Annotated in this window: 12 protein-coding genes and 1 riboswitch; of the genes, 5 read left to right on the top strand and 7 right to left on the bottom strand. The window is 63.3% G+C overall.

The window, feature by feature from the left end:
* Window positions 1-62 precede the first annotated feature (62 nt).
* Window positions 63-680 (top strand): hemolysin III family protein, encoded by a 618-nt coding sequence (locus HU748_RS18155; RefSeq protein WP_186665821.1) that lies wholly within the window; start codon window positions 63-65, stop codon window positions 678-680.
* A gap of 9 nt (window positions 681-689) precedes the next feature.
* Here the strand turns inward: HU748_RS18155 and HU748_RS18150 are convergent, their stop codons facing one another.
* Both HU748_RS18150 and HU748_RS18145 read right to left on the bottom strand, forming a co-directional pair.
* Complete coding sequence (locus HU748_RS18150) at window positions 690-1409, bottom strand: 16S rRNA (uracil(1498)-N(3))-methyltransferase (RefSeq protein WP_186721327.1); 720 nt, start codon at window positions 1407-1409, stop codon at window positions 690-692.
* Between the two features lie 119 nt (window positions 1410-1528).
* A complete protein-coding gene (locus HU748_RS18145) occupies window positions 1529-2935 on the bottom strand; it encodes an adenosylmethionine--8-amino-7-oxononanoate transaminase (protein ID WP_186721325.1) in 1407 nt (468 codons plus the stop codon).
* Between the two features lie 275 nt (window positions 2936-3210).
* Between HU748_RS18145 and HU748_RS18140 the strand changes: the two genes are divergently transcribed.
* The 3 genes from HU748_RS18140 to HU748_RS18130 all read left to right on the top strand — a co-directional run bounded on the left by HU748_RS18140 (window position 3211) and on the right by HU748_RS18130 (window position 6365).
* Complete coding sequence (locus tag HU748_RS18140) at window positions 3211-4983, top strand: flavin monoamine oxidase family protein (protein WP_186721323.1); 1773 nt, start codon at window positions 3211-3213, stop codon at window positions 4981-4983.
* A gap of 217 nt (window positions 4984-5200) precedes the next feature.
* Window positions 5201-5752, top strand: a complete 552-nt coding sequence (locus HU748_RS18135) for a cytochrome b (RefSeq protein ID WP_186711853.1) — start codon at window positions 5201-5203, stop codon at window positions 5750-5752.
* A gap of 34 nt (window positions 5753-5786) precedes the next feature.
* The gene (locus HU748_RS18130; RefSeq protein ID WP_186721321.1) at window positions 5787-6365 is read left to right on the top strand and encodes a YceI family protein; all 579 of its coding nucleotides are present in this window, start codon (window positions 5787-5789) and stop codon (window positions 6363-6365) included.
* Between the two features lie 53 nt (window positions 6366-6418).
* Here the strand turns inward: HU748_RS18130 and HU748_RS18125 are convergent, their stop codons facing one another.
* The 4 genes from HU748_RS18125 to ahcY form a co-directional block, all read right to left on the bottom strand.
* Window positions 6419-8323, bottom strand: a complete 1905-nt coding sequence (locus HU748_RS18125) for a DEAD/DEAH box helicase (protein ID WP_186708285.1) — start codon at window positions 8321-8323, stop codon at window positions 6419-6421.
* A gap of 339 nt (window positions 8324-8662) precedes the next feature.
* Window positions 8663-9739 (bottom strand): hypothetical protein, encoded by a 1077-nt coding sequence (locus HU748_RS18120; protein WP_186721318.1) that lies wholly within the window; start codon window positions 9737-9739, stop codon window positions 8663-8665.
* Between the two features lie 91 nt (window positions 9740-9830).
* Complete coding sequence (gene metF / locus HU748_RS18115; protein WP_186665829.1) at window positions 9831-10676, bottom strand: methylenetetrahydrofolate reductase [NAD(P)H]; 846 nt, start codon at window positions 10674-10676, stop codon at window positions 9831-9833.
* 132 nt (window positions 10677-10808) lie between these two features.
* Complete coding sequence (gene ahcY / locus HU748_RS18110) at window positions 10809-12218, bottom strand: adenosylhomocysteinase (RefSeq protein ID WP_186656321.1); 1410 nt, start codon at window positions 12216-12218, stop codon at window positions 10809-10811.
* A 21-nt stretch (window positions 12219-12239) separates the two neighbouring features.
* A riboswitch (S-adenosyl-L-homocysteine riboswitch) is annotated at window positions 12240-12335 on the bottom strand.
* Between the two features lie 178 nt (window positions 12336-12513).
* On the opposite strand from ahcY, the gene HU748_RS18105 reads away from it, so the two are divergent.
* The gene (locus HU748_RS18105) at window positions 12514-12915 is read left to right on the top strand and encodes a hotdog domain-containing protein (protein ID WP_054894823.1); all 402 of its coding nucleotides are present in this window, start codon (window positions 12514-12516) and stop codon (window positions 12913-12915) included.
* A 56-nt stretch (window positions 12916-12971) separates the two neighbouring features.
* Here the strand turns inward: HU748_RS18105 and HU748_RS18100 are convergent, their stop codons facing one another.
* On the bottom strand, window positions 12972-14207 hold the full coding sequence (locus tag HU748_RS18100) for a sodium:proton antiporter (protein ID WP_065863852.1): 1236 nt from the start codon (window positions 14205-14207) through the stop codon (window positions 12972-12974).
* Window positions 14208-14524 lie beyond the last annotated feature (317 nt).

The raw sequence follows: 14524 nt of genomic DNA, 5'->3' as shown, positions 1-14524 counted from the left end.
GCGGGCCCTATCGCACCACTGCCTGTCAGGAACCCATTGACCTTGTGGAGGTCAGACTCTGCATGTACTACGGTGAACGCTTCAATGCCTGGACCCACCTGGTCGGTGCCGTCCTGGCCTGTATCGGTGCCATCTGGCTGATCGTCGTCGCGGGCTTGCAGGGCGACCCCTGGAAGATCGTCAGCTTCTCCATCTACGGCTTTACGCTGCTGTTGCTCTACAGCATTTCCACGCTTTATCACAGCACGCGCGGCCGGGCCAAGGTGGTCATGCGCAAGCTCGATCACCTGTCGATCTACCTGCTCATCGCCGGCAGCTATACACCGTTCTGCCTGGTCAGCCTGCGCGGGCCCTGGGGCTGGAGCCTGTTCGGCATCGTCTGGGGGCTGGCGGTGATCGGCATGCTCCAGGAGATCAAGCCGCGCTCCGAGGCGCGGGTGCTGTCGATCATCATCTACGCGGTGATGGGCTGGATCGTGCTGGTGGCGGTCAAGCCGCTGCTCTACAGCCTTGGCGGCGCCGGCTTTGCCTGGCTGGCGGCCGGCGGTGTGTTGTACACCGTCGGCATCATCTTCTTCGCCTTCGACAGCCGCTTTCGTCACTGGCACGGCATCTGGCACCTGTTCGTCATCGCTGGCAGCCTGATGCACTTCGTCGCGGTGTCCTTCTATGTGCTCTAGGGGCTGAGCCTAGAAATCGCCCCACAGCTGCTGCGCCACCGACAGCGCCACCACCGGCGCCGTCTCGGTGCGCAGTACGCGGGGGCCGAGGCGGGCGGCGTGGAAGCCGGCGCCCTTGGCCTGATCGACTTCGGCATCGCTCAAGCCACCCTCAGGGCCGATCAGGAAGGCCAGGCGCATCGGTTTGTCATGGCTGGTCAGCGGCTCGGCCACCGGGTGCAGGACCAGCTTGAGCTCGGCATCGCAGTCTTTCAGCCATTCGGCCAGGGTCACCGGCGGATGGATCACGGGCAGGGTGGAGCGCCCGCATTGTTCGCAGGCGCTGATCGCCACCTGGCGCCAGTGGGCCAGGCGCTTGTCGGCACGCTCATCCTTCAGGCGTACTTCGCAGCGCTCGCTGACGATCGGGGTGATTTCGTTGACGCCCAGCTCGGTGGCCTTCTGAATCGCCCAGTCCATGCGCTCGCCGCGGGACAGCCCCTGGCCGAGGTGGATGTGCAGCGGCGAGTCGGGCTGGCCGGGCAGGGCTTGGTCGAGGCTGACGCGCACGGATTTCTTGCCTACTTCGAGCAACTGGCCGAGGTATTCCTGGCCGCTGCCGTCGAACAATTGCACGGCGGCGCCGGCGGTCATGCGCAGCACGCGGCCGATGTAGTGGGCCTGGGCCTCGGGCAGCTCGTGCTCACCAAGGCTTAGCGGGGCGTCGATGAAGAAGCGGGACAGTCTCATGGTTTGGCTCGGAATAGGGGGGACATCGTCCTCTGTAGGAGCGGGCTTGCCCGCGAATGCGTCAGTGGCTGCACCGCAGCATTCGTGGGCAAGCCCGCTCCTACAGGGTTAGGTGATAGTTAGCCCGGATCGCGGAAGTCGGGATGGAAGTCGGCCGGCACCGCCACGCTGACGCTGTCACGGGTGGCGATATCGATGCCTTCGCTGGCCACTTCGGCCAGGAAGTCGATCTGCTCCGGGGTGATCACGTAGGGCGGCAGGAAATACACTACGCTGCCCAGCGGACGCAACAGTGCGCCGCGCGCAAGGGCATGCTCGAAGACCTTCAGGCCGCGGCGTTCCTGCCATGGGTGGGCGACCTTGCCGGCCTTGTCCTTGACCATCTCGATGGCCAGGGCCATGCCGGTCTGGCGCACTTCGGCCACGTTCGGGTGATCGACCAGGTGCGCGGTGGCGCTGGCCATGCGCGCCGACAGCGCTTTGTTGGCGTCGATCACCTGGTCCTGCTCGAAGATGTCCAGGGTCGCCAGCGCTGCGGCGCAGGCCAGCGGGTTGCCGGTATAGCTGTGCGAATGGAGGAAGGCGCGCAGGGTCGGGTAGTCGTCGTAGAAGGCCTGGTACACGTCATCGGTGGTCAGGCAGGCGGCGAGCGGCAGGTAGCCACCGGTCAGGGCCTTGGACAGGCAGAGGAAGTCGGGGCGGATACCGGCCTGCTCGCAGGCGAACATCGTGCCGGTGCGGCCGAAGCCGACGGCGATTTCGTCATGGATCAGGTGCACACCGTACCGGTCGCAGGCTTCCCGCAGCAGCTTGAGATAGACCGGGTGATACATGCGCATGCCGCCCGCGCCCTGGATCAGCGGCTCGACGATGACCGCGGCGATCGTGGCGTGGTGTTCGGCCAGGGTCTGCTCCATGGCTGCGAACATGTTGCGCGAGTGCTCCTCCCAACCCATGCCTTCGGGGCGCAGGTAGCAATCGGGGCTGGGCACCTTGATGGTGTCGAGCAGCAGGGCCTTGTAGGTTTCGGTGAACAGCGGCACATCGCCGACCGACATCGCGGCGATGGTTTCGCCGTGGTAGCTGTTGGTCAGGGTGACGAAGCGCTTCTTGGCGCCTTGGCCCTTGTTCTGCCAGTAGTGGAAGCTCATCTTCAGCGCCACTTCGATGCATGACGAGCCGTTGTCGGCGTAGAACACCCGGTCCAGCCCGGCCGGGGTCATGGCCACCAGGCGCTCGGACAGCTCGATCACCGGCTGATGGCTGAAGCCTGCAAGGATCACGTGTTCGAGCTGGTCGACCTGGTCCTTGATGCGCTGATTGATGCGCGGGTTGGCATGGCCGAAGACGTTGACCCACCAGGAGCTGACGGCGTCCAGATAGCGCTTGCCCTCGAAGTCCTCGAGCCAGACGCCCTCGCCACGGCGGATCGGGATCAGCGGCAGGCTCTCGTGGTCTTTCATCTGGGTGCAGGGGTGCCAGAGGACCTTGAGGTCGCGCTGCATCCACTGTTGATTCAGGCCCATGGGGCAGATCTCCTGGCTGGGGTGGCGTGTAGGACGGTGTAAGCCTAAGCAAAGGCACCCACAGGAACAACCTTGGGTTTTGTGCTGGCTTCTGCAGGAGCGGGCTTGTCGGGGCGCCGAACCGCCGCGAAGGAGCCACCACAGAAACCTGAACCATTCGAAGCACTTGATAGCGCTGTGCTGGCAGGCTCGCAGGACCTGACGTATTCTTAACGCATCTCTCCCGGGGAAATCCTCCCCGCTTACATTTCGCTTCTGATCCGGAGTTCGCCGACATGGCTGCTGCTTGGGTGCGCCTGTGCGCGTTGGTATTGATTGGTGCATCCAGCGCGGGTGCGCTGGCAAAGGACAAGACTCCCACGGCGATTGTCGTCGGCGGTGGCCTGGCAGGTCTGACGGCGGCCTACGAGCTGCAGGCCAAGGGCTGGCAGGTGACCCTGCTCGAAGCCAAGAGTGGCATGGGTGGCCGTTCGGGGCTGGCGACCAGCGAGTGGATCGGCAACAACAAGGCGCAGCCGGTACTCAATCAGTACCTGGACCGCTTCAAGCTGGAAACCTTGCCTGCGCCCGAGTTCGTGCGTACCCCAGGCTACCTGATCGACGGCGAGTACTTCAGCGCGGCCGACCTCGCCACTAAGCAGCCCGCGACCGCCGAGGCGATCAAGCGCTACGAGAAGACCCTCGATGACCTGGCCCGTTCGATCGATGATCCGCTGAACCCGGCGGCCAACAGCACGCTGTTCGCCCTCGATCAGATCAACGTCTCTACCTGGCTGGACAAGCTGCAACTGCCGGCGACCGCCCGTCAGTTGGTCAACCAGCAGATTCGTACCCGCTATGACGAACCCTCGCGCCTGTCGTTGCTCTACTTCGCCCAGCAGAGCCGGGTCTATCGTGGAGTCGGCGATCGCGACCTGCGCGCGGCACGCCTGCCCGGCGGCAGCCCGGTGCTGGCACAGGCCTTCGTCAAGCAACTCAAGGCCATCAAGACCAGCTCGCCTGTCACCGCCATCGTCCAGGACAAGGACGGCGTCACCGTCAAGGTGGGGGCCGTCGGCTATCAGGCTGACTATCTGGTCCTAGCCGTGCCGCTGCGCGCGCTAGCCAAGATCCAGATGACGCCGGGGCTGGACAATCAGCACCTGGCGGCGCTCAAGGGCACCAACTACGGCTGGCGCGACCAGTTGTTGCTCAAGTTCAAGAACCCGGTGTGGGAGAGCCGCGCGCGCATGTCGGGCGAGATCTTCAGCAACGCAGGCCTGGGCATGCTTTGGATCGAACCGGCGCTCAAGGGCGGTGCCAATGTGGTGATCAACCTGTCCGGCGACAACGCCCGCCTGCTGCAAGCCTTCGGTGACAAGCAGATGGTCGACCAGGTGCTGATTCGCCTGCATGCCTTCTACCCCCAGGCCCGTGGTGCCTTTACCGGTTATGAGGTCAAGCGCTACAGCACCGATGCCGGCACCGGTGGCGCCTACCTGGCCTATGGGCCGGGGCAGATCAGCAAGTACTGGCGCCTGTGGGAGCGTCCGGTGCAACGTGTCGCCTTTGCTGGCGAGCACACCGATGCACTTTACCCGGGCACCCTGGAAGGCGCGCTGCGCAGTGGCCAGCGTGCTGCGGGCCAGATCGAGGACCTGGCTGCCGGCAAATCCTTCGATCCAGTGGTCAAGGCGGCGCCGGTCGCTGCAGCTGCTGCGGGCGCTGCAGCGGTGGGTGCGGCAGCCGGCAAGGACAAGCCTGGCTTCTTCTCCCGCCTGTTCGGTGGCGACGATAAACCGGTGGCCAAGGCCGAGCCGGTGGCCAAGGTGGATGAACCGACACCTGCGCCGCCAGCTCCGGCACCGGCAGCCGCACCTGCGGCGCCTGTGGCCAAGGAGGAGCCCGTCAAGTCTGCGCCGGCCAAGGCCGCACCTGCCAAGCACGTACCCGCGCACAAGCCGCCTGCCAAGCAGGCCAGCAAGCCGGAGCCGGTGAAGAAGGCGGCCGCAAAGGCCGAGCCCGTCAAGAAGAAACCCTCGGCCGACACTCAGGCCAAGGCGAACTGATTGACCATGGCGGGCACCTCGTGGCGTTGCTGCGAAGTGCCCGCGATAGTTTCTACCCTGACAAGTCCCCCGCGCCCGCTTATTGTTAATGTTGACTTAATTGGATGAATTCAAAATAAACTATCGGTTTATTCGATAATAAAAAGCGGACTTTTCCGCTTTAATTCGATATTTATCGCGTTATCTTGTGCACAGCTTTCACGGGGAATACGCCAACATGCAACTGCGCAATTCTGCTTCTCGCTATGGTGCGGTCAGCATCTTCCTGCACTGGGGCGTGGCCCTTGTCGTATTCGGGTTGTTCGGTCTGGGTCTGTGGATGGTCGGTCTCGACTATTACGATCCTTGGCGCAAAGCCGGGCCCGACCTGCACAAGAGCATCGGTCTGGTATTGCTGGCAGTCATGCTGCTGCGCGTACTCTGGCGTTTGATCAGCCCACCTCCACCGGCTCCGGCCAACCACGGGTCACTCACCCGCGTGGCCGCCAAGCTGGGGCACCTGGCGCTGTATCTGGGGTTGTTTGCGGTGATGGCCGCCGGCTACCTGATCTCCACTGCCGACGGTGTCGGCATTCCGGTCTTCGGTCTGTTCGAGGTGCCGGCGCTGGTCAGCAACCTGCCCGATCAGGCGGACACTGCCGGTGTGATTCACCTGTACCTGGCCTGGGGGTTGGTGATCTTCGCCATCCTGCATGCCCTGGCAGCCTTGAAGCACCATTTCATTGACCGTGACGCGACCCTGACTCGTATGCTGGGCCGCAAAGCTTGACTCTCAACCTCAATTGCAAAGGAAGGAAGTAAGGATGTTGAAAAAGACTTTTGCCGCCCTGGCGCTCGGTACCGCTCTGATTGGCGCTGGTCAGGCCATGGCCGCTGACTACAAGATCGACAAGGAAGGCCAGCACGCTTTCGTCGACTGGAAGATCAGCCACCTGGGCTACAGCTTCATCCACGGCACATTCAAGGACTTCGACGGTTCGTTCTCCTGGGACAGCGCCAAGCCTGAAGCCAGCAAGATCAGCGTCGACCTGAAGACTGCCAGCCTGTGGTCCAACCATGCCGAGCGTGACAAGCACATCGCCAGTGCCGATTTCCTGGATGTGAAGAAGTATCCGGACGCCAAGTTTGTCTCCACGTCCGTCAAGTCCACCGGTGACAAGACTGCCGACGTAACCGGCGACCTGACCCTGCATGGCGTGACCAAGCCGGTCACCTTCAAGGCCGTGTTCAACGGCGAGGGCAAGGACCCGTGGGGTGGCGAGCGCGCTGGCTTCAACGCCAAGACCACGCTGAACCTGAACGACTTTGGCATCAAGGGCCCAGGCCCGACTTCCCAGACCCTGGATCTGGACATCAGCCTGGAAGGCGTGAAGCAGAAGTGATTCGCGTCATCTGAAACGACAAGGGGCCGCTCTGCGGCCCCTTGTCGTTTCTGTCAGCCCTTGCGGGTCAGCAGCGCCGGACGCTCGCCACGTGGGCGGCTCGGCAGGTCATCCAGTTGCTCGGGCGTTGGGTAACGGTCGAGCTTGGACTCCTTTCGGATGATCACAGGCGTGCTCTGCGGCTCACGCGGATTGCGTACGGCAGGCTCCTGGCGGTTGCTGTCGTCCCGGCGCGCGCGGCCTGGGTTGCCATCACGGCGTGCACCACCACCATTGTTGTTGCGGGGACGCTTCTCGCCAGAGCCCTGGCCGCCCTGGCGCTGGCCGCCGCCACCGTTGTTGCTGCGAGGCTGGCCCGAACCCGAACGCTGCCCCTGGCCTTGAGCCTGGCCGCCGTTGCCGCCTGGGCGACGGTTGCGGCCCTGGTTCTTGCCGTTCTGGTAAGGGCTGACGTAGTCGGCGCGGTTACCGAAGTTGTCGATATCGTCGTCCAGGAATTCTTCCGGGTCGCGATCGGCAGGGACTTTGGGGACATTGCCCTGGGCCTGGCCGGCCTGCTGCTGACGCGGCTTCTTGTTGTCGCGCTGCTTGCGTGGTTCCTGCTTCTTCTGCTGTGGCTTGTCGCCCGCAGTGGCCTTGTCGGCAGGTTTGTCGGCGGCCTGTTGCTTGGCCTTGCCTTTGTCCTTGCCCTTGTCCTTGCGCCCGCCGCTGCCTTCCTTGCTGCCTTCGGCACGTTGCTGCTGGTTGCGCCCGCCGCGGCCGTTATTCTGCTGGCGCTCGCGCACCTCGGGTTTCTCGGCCTCGACCTGCGAGGCATCGAAGCCCATCAGGTCGCCATCCGGGATCCTCTGCTTGGTCACCCGCTCGATGCTCTTGAGCAGCTTCTCTTCGTCAGGTGCCACCAGCGAAATGGCTTCACCGGAGCGGCCGGCACGGCCAGTACGACCGATGCGGTGAACGTAGTCTTCCTCGACGTTGGGCAGTTCGAAGTTGACCACGTGCGGCAACTGGTCGATGTCCAGGCCGCGGGCGGCGATGTCAGTGGCGACCAGCACCCGCACGCTGTTGGCCTTGAAGTCGGCCAGAGCCTTGGTGCGCGCATTCTGGCTCTTGTTGCCGTGGATCGCGGCAGCGGTCAGACCGTGCTTTTCGAGGTACTCGGCAAGGCGGTTGGCGCCGTGCTTGGTACGGGTGAAGACCAGCACCTGTTCCCAGGCGCCGAGGGTGATCAGGTGGGCCAGCAGCGCACGCTTGTGGCTGGCGGGCAGGCGGTAGACGCGCTGTTCGATACGCTCGACGGTGGTATTGGGCGGCGTGACCTCGATGCGCTCGGGGTTGTGCAGCAACTTGTCGGCGAGGTCGGTGATGTCCTTGGAGAAGGTCGCCGAGAACAGCAGGTTCTGGCGCTTGGCCGGCAGGCGTGCGAGGACTTTCTTCACGTCATGGATGAAGCCCATGTCGAGCATGCGGTCGGCTTCGTCCAGAACGAGAATTTCCACCTTGGACAGATCGACGCTGCCTTGGCCGGCCAGGTCGAGCAGGCGGCCCGGGCAGGCGACCAGAACGTCGACACCCTTGGCCATCGCCTGGATCTGCGGGTTCATGCCGACGCCGCCGAAGATGCAGGCGCTGATGAAGTTCAGGTCGCGGGCGTAGATCTTGAAGCTGTCGTGGACCTGTGCGGCCAGTTCGCGGGTTGGGGTCAGGACCAGGACGCGCGGTTGGCGCGGGCCGTGACGCTGCGATTTGTCAGGGTGGCCACCCGGGAACAGGCGCTCGAGGATCGGCAGGGCGAAGCCACCGGTTTTACCAGTGCCAGTCTGCGCGGCGACCATCAGGTCGCGGCCTTGCAACACGGCGGGAATGGCCCGCTGTTGCACCGGGGTAGGCTGGGTGTAGCCCGCAGCCTCGATAGCGCGGACAAGTGCCTCGGAGAGACCGAGGGAAGCAAAGGACATGGGCAATCCTGTTCTCGTTTGGGCTGAGCCCTGTGGGATGTTCTGCCTGGCGCGACGGGCATCGGTGGGATGCGATCGCGTCCGGTCCAGCTGGGCTTACACTGCGCATCCTGGAGGCGGCGGGCGGGCACTTGAGTGTGCGTCGCTGCTGGTCGAGATGCCTGTTGCGAGGCCGAGCGTCCGGGCGTGAGCCGGGCGGGAAGGCCCGAGTATAACAGAGCTATCGCGAAGTGCTGCGATCCTGCTGCTCAACGGTGTCGAGAAAATGTCCATCGATGTTTGCGTTGCGCGTCTGCAGGGCAGTGCAGGCGCGCTCCAGGGTGGTCAGCAGGGCTGTGCTCAGGCTTGCTGTGCGTCGATCAGATGCCGCTCGATATCCTTGTGGCGTGAGCCTAGCGACAGACGAAGGCCGGGTTGGCGCAAGCATTCGCGCAATTGCTCGGGGCTCATGCCACCCTGACGCTGATTGAAGTTTTCCAGGGCCTTGTCCCACCACGCCGTGGCGCAGGCGCGGTCGAATTCGTTGTCGTAGGGATAGCAGCCATAGAGCAGTTCGCGAGCGAACTGGCGGTGACGACTGGGTAGCGTCAGGCTCATGGCCTTGTAACCGAGGCGGTGCAGCGTGGGTGGGCGAGGCAGTTGGTCGTTGACCAGCGTGATGTCGGCCAGCGCGGCTTCGCCGAGCGGATCGTCGCCGTGCTTGCGCAGCCACGCCTGGATCTTGGCACGGAACTGCGCCTTGCGGCTCCAATAGTGGTGGATGACGTCGGTGCAGGTGGCCAGTTGCAGCTTGCGGTAGGCGGCGACCGCCAGGCAGAACTCCTCGAGCGTATAGGCCTCGCGCGCCAGGGGATAGAGCTCGTCCATCAGGGCGATGGAGTGGTCCAGGGTCGTTGCGTCCTGTGCAGTCAGGCCGATGACGCCGGAGTTGACCAGCGGCATCTGGCAGTCGGCCAGGCCACGTTGCTGTAGGAGGGTCAGCAGGTTCTTGTACAGCAGGCACTTCCGGTTTTCGCCGTAGCGTCCGTCGATGGCGTTGCAGAGCACCGCGCCTGGCTTGACCCGGCGGAACAGTTCGATCGGCGACTGGCGGAAGAAGGTGTCGGTGTCGATCAGGACCGCGCGCGGGTGTTGTTCGAGGACCTGGCGCAGCAGCACATGCTTGCTGCGGAAGTGATAGCCGTGGGGCTGATTCCACATTGTACGCGTGTGCTCATCGAGCAGGTGCACGGTCACGGGCAGCTTGGCGTAGGGTTCGGGGTTGTCGGTGTAGACCTGGATGTCCATGGCTTCACCTGGCGTCTTGCGCAGGTTGGCCAGGGCGCTGACGATGCTGAAGCACGCTTCCTGGTGATAGGTAGCCGGGCCGAAGGCGAGGTAGACGAGTTGCGGGGTGTCACAGTTGCACGGCTGCATCGAGGGAAACCTGGTATCAGCTTGAATGATCAAGGCTCCAATCTACGTTCGGAGCCTTAATCATTGCTGAAATTTTTGTTACCAAAAGGTGTCAGCGTGGCAGCTTGAGGTTGTTCCAGATCGCCAGGCTCGGCTCGGCCTGGTTCAGGGTATAGAAGTGCAGGCCCGGCGCACCGCCTTGCAGCAGCTCTTCGCACATGGTGCTGATCACTTCTTCGCCGAATGCCTGGATACTGGCGGCATCGTCGCCGTAGGCCTCCAGTTGCTTTCGGATCCAGCGTGGGATCTCGGCACCGCAGGCGTCGGAGAAGCGCGCCAGCTTGCTGTAGTTGGTGATCGGCATGATGCCGGGCACTACCGGAATGTCCACGCCCAGCTTCTGTACGCGCTCGACGAAGTAGAAGTAGCTGTCGGCGTTGAAGAAGTATTGGGTGATGGCGCTGTCGGCACCGGCCTTGACCTTGTGTACGAAGTTGGCCAGGTCGTCCTCGAAATTGTGCGCCTGTGGGTGCATTTCGGGGTAGGCGGCGACTTCCAGGTGGAAGTGGTCACCGGTTTCCTGGCGGATGAATTCGACCAGGTCGCTGGCGTGGCGCAGCTCGCCACTGGCCATGCCCATGCCGGACGGCAGATCGCCGCGCAGGGCGACGATGCGCTTGATCCCGGCCGCCTTGTATTCGGCGATCAGGGCGCGCAGGTCGTCCTTGCTGTCGCCGACGCACGACAGGTGCGGGGCTGCAGGGACCTTCACTTCGTTTTCCAGTTGCAGCACGGTGTTCAGCGTGCGATCGCGGGTCGAGCCGCCGGCGCCGTAGGTGCAGGAGAAGAAGTCGGGGTTATAGGTGGCCAGTTGACGGGCAACGGCCATGAGTTTTTCGTGACCGGCATCGGTCTTGGTCGGGAAGAACTCGAAACTGTAGCGGCGTTCCTGGGACATCGGTCGTTCCTCTGGCAGCGTGCCTCAAGCGTCAGGCTGCAAATAAAAGCCAGATCGGTGATGGCCGATCTGGCTTGGGCGTAGTTCAAGATCCTTGCGCTGCTGCGGCGCGCAATGCGCGCCGCATGCCGCTTAGTAGCGGTACGCGTCGGGCTTGAACGGGCCTTCGACAGTCACGCCGATGTACTCGGCCTGCTGCGGGGTCAGCTGGGTGACCACGCCGCCGAAGCCGCGGACCATTTCCAGGGCCACTTCTTCGTCGAGCTTCTTGGGCAGCACTTCGACGGTCAGGCGCTCGGCCTTCTTCGCGGCAGGCAGCTCGGCGAACTTCTGCTCGAACAGGAAGATCTGCGCCAGTACCTGGTTGGCGAACGAGCCGTCCATGATGCGGCTCGGGTGGCCAGTGGCGTTGCCCAGGTTCACCAGACGGCCTTCGGCCAGCAGGATCAGGTAGTCGTCATTCTGCGGATCGAAGGTGCCGGCGCCGGTGCGGTGGATCTTGTGCACCTGTGGCTTGACCTCTTCCCATGCCCAGTTCTTGCGCATGAAGGCGGTGTCGATCTCGTTGTCGAAGTGACCGATGTTGCAGACCACTGCACGCTTTTTCAGGGCCTTGAGCATGTTGGCGTCGCAGACGTTGACGTTACCGGTGGTGGTGACGATCAGGTCGATGCGGCCCAGCAGGTCCTTGTTGATGCCGGCTTCGGTACCGGTGTTGATACCGTCCTTGAACGGCGAGACCACTTCGAAGCCGTCCATGCAGGCCTGCATGGCGCAGATCGGATCGACTTCGGTGACCTTGACGATCATGCCTTCCTGGCGCAGGGACTGGGCCGAGCCCTTGCCCACGTCGCCGTAGCCGATCACCAGGGCCTGCTTGCCCGACAGCAGGTGGTCGGTGCCGCGCTTGATGGCGTCGTTCAGGCTGTGACGGCAGCCGTACTTGTTGTCGTTCTTGCTCTTGGTGACCGAGTCGTTGACGTTGATCGCCGGGACTTTCAGCTCGCCCTTGGCCAGCATGTCCAGCAGGCGGTGCACGCCAGTGGTGGTCTCTTCGGTCACGCCGTGGATCTTGTCCAGCATGGCCGGGTATTTCTTGTGCAGGATTTCGGTCAGGTCACCGCCGTCGTCCAGGACCATGTTGGCGTCCCATGGCTGGCCATCTTTGAGGATGGTCTGCTCGATGCACCACTCGTACTCCTGCTCGGTTTCACCTTTCCAGGCGAATACCGGGATGCCGGCAGCGGCGATGGCGGCGGCAGCCTGGTCCTGGGTGGAGAAGATGTTGCAGGACGACCAGCGCACTTCGGCGCCCAGGGCGACGAGGGTCTCGATCAGCACGGCGGTCTGGATGGTCATGTGGATGCAGCCGATGATCTTAGCGCCCTTGAGCGGTTGCTCGGCTTGATACTTGCGGCGCAGGCCCATCAGTGCGGGCATTTCCGATTCGGCGATGATGACTTCCTTGCGGCCCCAGTCGGCCAGGGAAATGTCGGCGACCTTGAAGTCGGAAAAACCAGCGGGCGTGTTTACAGCGCTCATGAAGAGCCTCCATTCGTAGTGTGCGAATGGGCGCCGTTGTGCGTTGAGCGTCCGCAGGAGCGGACAACGCCCCATCCGAGCCTGACAGGTGAACCTGCTGCAGCGCCCCTCGGACAGGTGGCGGGATGACCACCGCAGCGGGTGGCCATTGGAAACGGCGAGATTATAGCCGCGGCTGTGTGACACACCCAAGACTTTCTGTCGATTTATCGCGACGATAGTCGATGTTCAATGGAGGCGGGCCGGTGGGTCTGCCATCATTGCCCCATGTCAGTCAGGCACGTCAGGAGTTGTAATGAATTTCCACACGCGCAAATGGGTAAAACCCGAAGACCTCAATCCCAACGGCACCCTGTTCGGTGGCAGCCTGCTGCGCTGGATCGACGAGGAAGCGGCGATCTACGCCATCGTCCAGTTGGGCAACCAGCGGGTGGTGACCAAGTATATTTCCGAGATCAACTTCGTCAGCGCCTCGCGCCAGGGCGAGATCATCGAGCTGGGTATCACCGCCACCGAGTTCGGTCGCACCTCGATCACCCTGCAGTGCGAAGTGCGCAACAAGATCACCCGCAAGAGCATCCTCACCGTCGACAAGATGGTCTTCGTCAATCTGGGCGAGGATGGCCTGCCGGCACCGCACGGGCGCACCGAGATCAAGTACATCCAGGATCAGTTCCCGGATTCGGCGGTGGAGTAGTGCTGGAAACCGTGCGGCGCACTTCGCGGGCTCGCTCGCGGAGTGCGCCATTGTAATCACGGCTGGGCGCTTACCCGGCGCACCACCTTGCCGATTGTCAGCCCCTGCACCAGGATCGACGACAGCACCACGATGTAGGTGATCGACAGCAACAGGTCGCGTTCGTCTCCCACCGGCAGCGACAGCGCCAGGGCCACCGATACGCCCCCGCGCAAGCCTCCCCAGGTCAATACCCGCACCGTGCCACGTGGCACTTCGCGCCAGCGCCGCAGCAAGACGATGGCTGGTGCCACGGTCAACAGGCGCGATGCCAGCACCGCGACCGCAAGCACGCCACCCGCTGCCAGGTGCAGCCAGTTGAACGGCAGCAGCAACAGCTCCAGGCCGATCAGGGCGAAGAGCAGGGCATTGAGCATGTCGTCGATCAGCTCCCAGAAACCGTCCATGTAGCGACGGGTCATGTCGTTCATCGCCAGGTTACGCCCCAGGTTGCCGATGATCAGGCCGGCTACCACCATGGCGATTGGCGCCGACACGTGCAGTTCGTAGCACATGGCCGAGCCGCCGATCACCAGCGCCAGGGTCAGCATCACCTCGACCTGATACTGCTCGATGCTCTTGATCATGCGGTAGGTGGCGTAGCCGATCAGCCCACCGAACACCACGCCGCCTACGGCTTCTCGGGCGAACAGGATGGCGGTGTCGGAAACGCTCGGCGTCTCGCCGAGCTGGATGATGCCCAGCAGCACGGTGAACACCACCACCGCGGTGCCGTCGTTGAACAGCGACTCTCCGACGATGGTGGTCTTCAGCGGTTTGGAGGCGTTGGCGGTACGCAGTGCGCCTAGCACCGCTATGGGATCGGTCGGCGAGATCAGTGCGCCGAACAGCAGGCAGTAGATCAGCGGTACGTCCCAGCCGAACATCGCGAACACCCAGTGGGCGAGGTAGCCGATCACCACGGTGGCGATCAGTACGCCGATGGTGGCGAGCAGGCCGATTGGCCAGCGGTAGCTGCGCAGGTCGCCGAGGTTGACGTGCAAAGCGCCCGCGAACAGCAGGAACGACAGCATCCAGTGCATCAGCAGGTCATTGAAGTCGATCTGGTTCATCAGGCCTTCGACGCGTTCCTCCAGGCCGGGGAAGCCGATCAGGCTCAGGCCCTGCAGGATCAGTGAGAACAACAGGGCGGTGACCATCACGCCGATGGCGGGCGGCAGGCCGATGAAACGGTAGTTCACATAGGTGAGGAGGGTGGTGAGGCAGATGAACGCGGCAACTAATTCAAGCATCCTGAATCCTGTGACAATGGCTTCCAAGTCGTAACCCGAAGGGCTCGGGCAGTTCTTTGATGGCCTGACGGAGCGCTCGGGACACACCTTATGACCGGAATTATAAGGATCGTTCCTCAATTCACCGCTGAAGCGGCCCTGTAGGAGCAACTGTCTGGTTCACATCTGACGGCCAGCTCATCCTTCTGTGTAGGAGCGGGCTTGCCCGCGAACACCGGCTTGGCCGGCGCCCTGCACCGCGGTGTATGTTTCGCGGGCAAACCCGCTCCTGCAAGCGCTGCCCGGATCGCGTATATAGTGACTCGAGTCTTGTCCAA

The organism is Pseudomonas sp. RW3S2, assembly GCF_014268955.1.
GTDB lineage: Bacteria > Pseudomonadota > Gammaproteobacteria > Pseudomonadales > Pseudomonadaceae > Aquipseudomonas > Aquipseudomonas wayambapalatensis.
Note: the sequence above shows the minus strand (reverse complement) of the source record. Positions and strands in the feature narration are given on the sequence as shown.

Coding starts and splice junctions, on each gene's coding strand:
- HU748_RS18130 (WP_186721321.1), top strand. CDS start 5,787: ATGTTGAAAAAGACTTTTGCCGCCCTGGCGCTCGGTACCGCTCTGATT.
- HU748_RS18140 (WP_186721323.1), top strand. CDS start 3,211: ATGGCTGCTGCTTGGGTGCGCCTGTGCGCGTTGGTATTGATTGGTGCA.
- HU748_RS18145 (WP_186721325.1), bottom strand. CDS start 2,935: ATGGGCCTGAATCAACAGTGGATGCAGCGCGACCTCAAGGTCCTCTGG.
- HU748_RS18135 (WP_186711853.1), top strand. CDS start 5,201: ATGCAACTGCGCAATTCTGCTTCTCGCTATGGTGCGGTCAGCATCTTC.
- HU748_RS18150 (WP_186721327.1), bottom strand. CDS start 1,409: ATGAGACTGTCCCGCTTCTTCATCGACGCCCCGCTAAGCCTTGGTGAG.
- HU748_RS18100 (WP_065863852.1), bottom strand. CDS start 14,207: ATGCTTGAATTAGTTGCCGCGTTCATCTGCCTCACCACCCTCCTCACC.
- metF (WP_186665829.1), bottom strand. CDS start 10,676: ATGTCCCAGGAACGCCGCTACAGTTTCGAGTTCTTCCCGACCAAGACC.
- HU748_RS18120 (WP_186721318.1), bottom strand. CDS start 9,739: ATGCAGCCGTGCAACTGTGACACCCCGCAACTCGTCTACCTCGCCTTC.
- HU748_RS18125 (WP_186708285.1), bottom strand. CDS start 8,323: ATGTCCTTTGCTTCCCTCGGTCTCTCCGAGGCACTTGTCCGCGCTATC.
- HU748_RS18155 (WP_186665821.1), top strand. CDS start 63: ATGTACTACGGTGAACGCTTCAATGCCTGGACCCACCTGGTCGGTGCC.
- HU748_RS18105 (WP_054894823.1), top strand. CDS start 12,514: ATGAATTTCCACACGCGCAAATGGGTAAAACCCGAAGACCTCAATCCC.
- ahcY (WP_186656321.1), bottom strand. CDS start 12,218: ATGAGCGCTGTAAACACGCCCGCTGGTTTTTCCGACTTCAAGGTCGCC.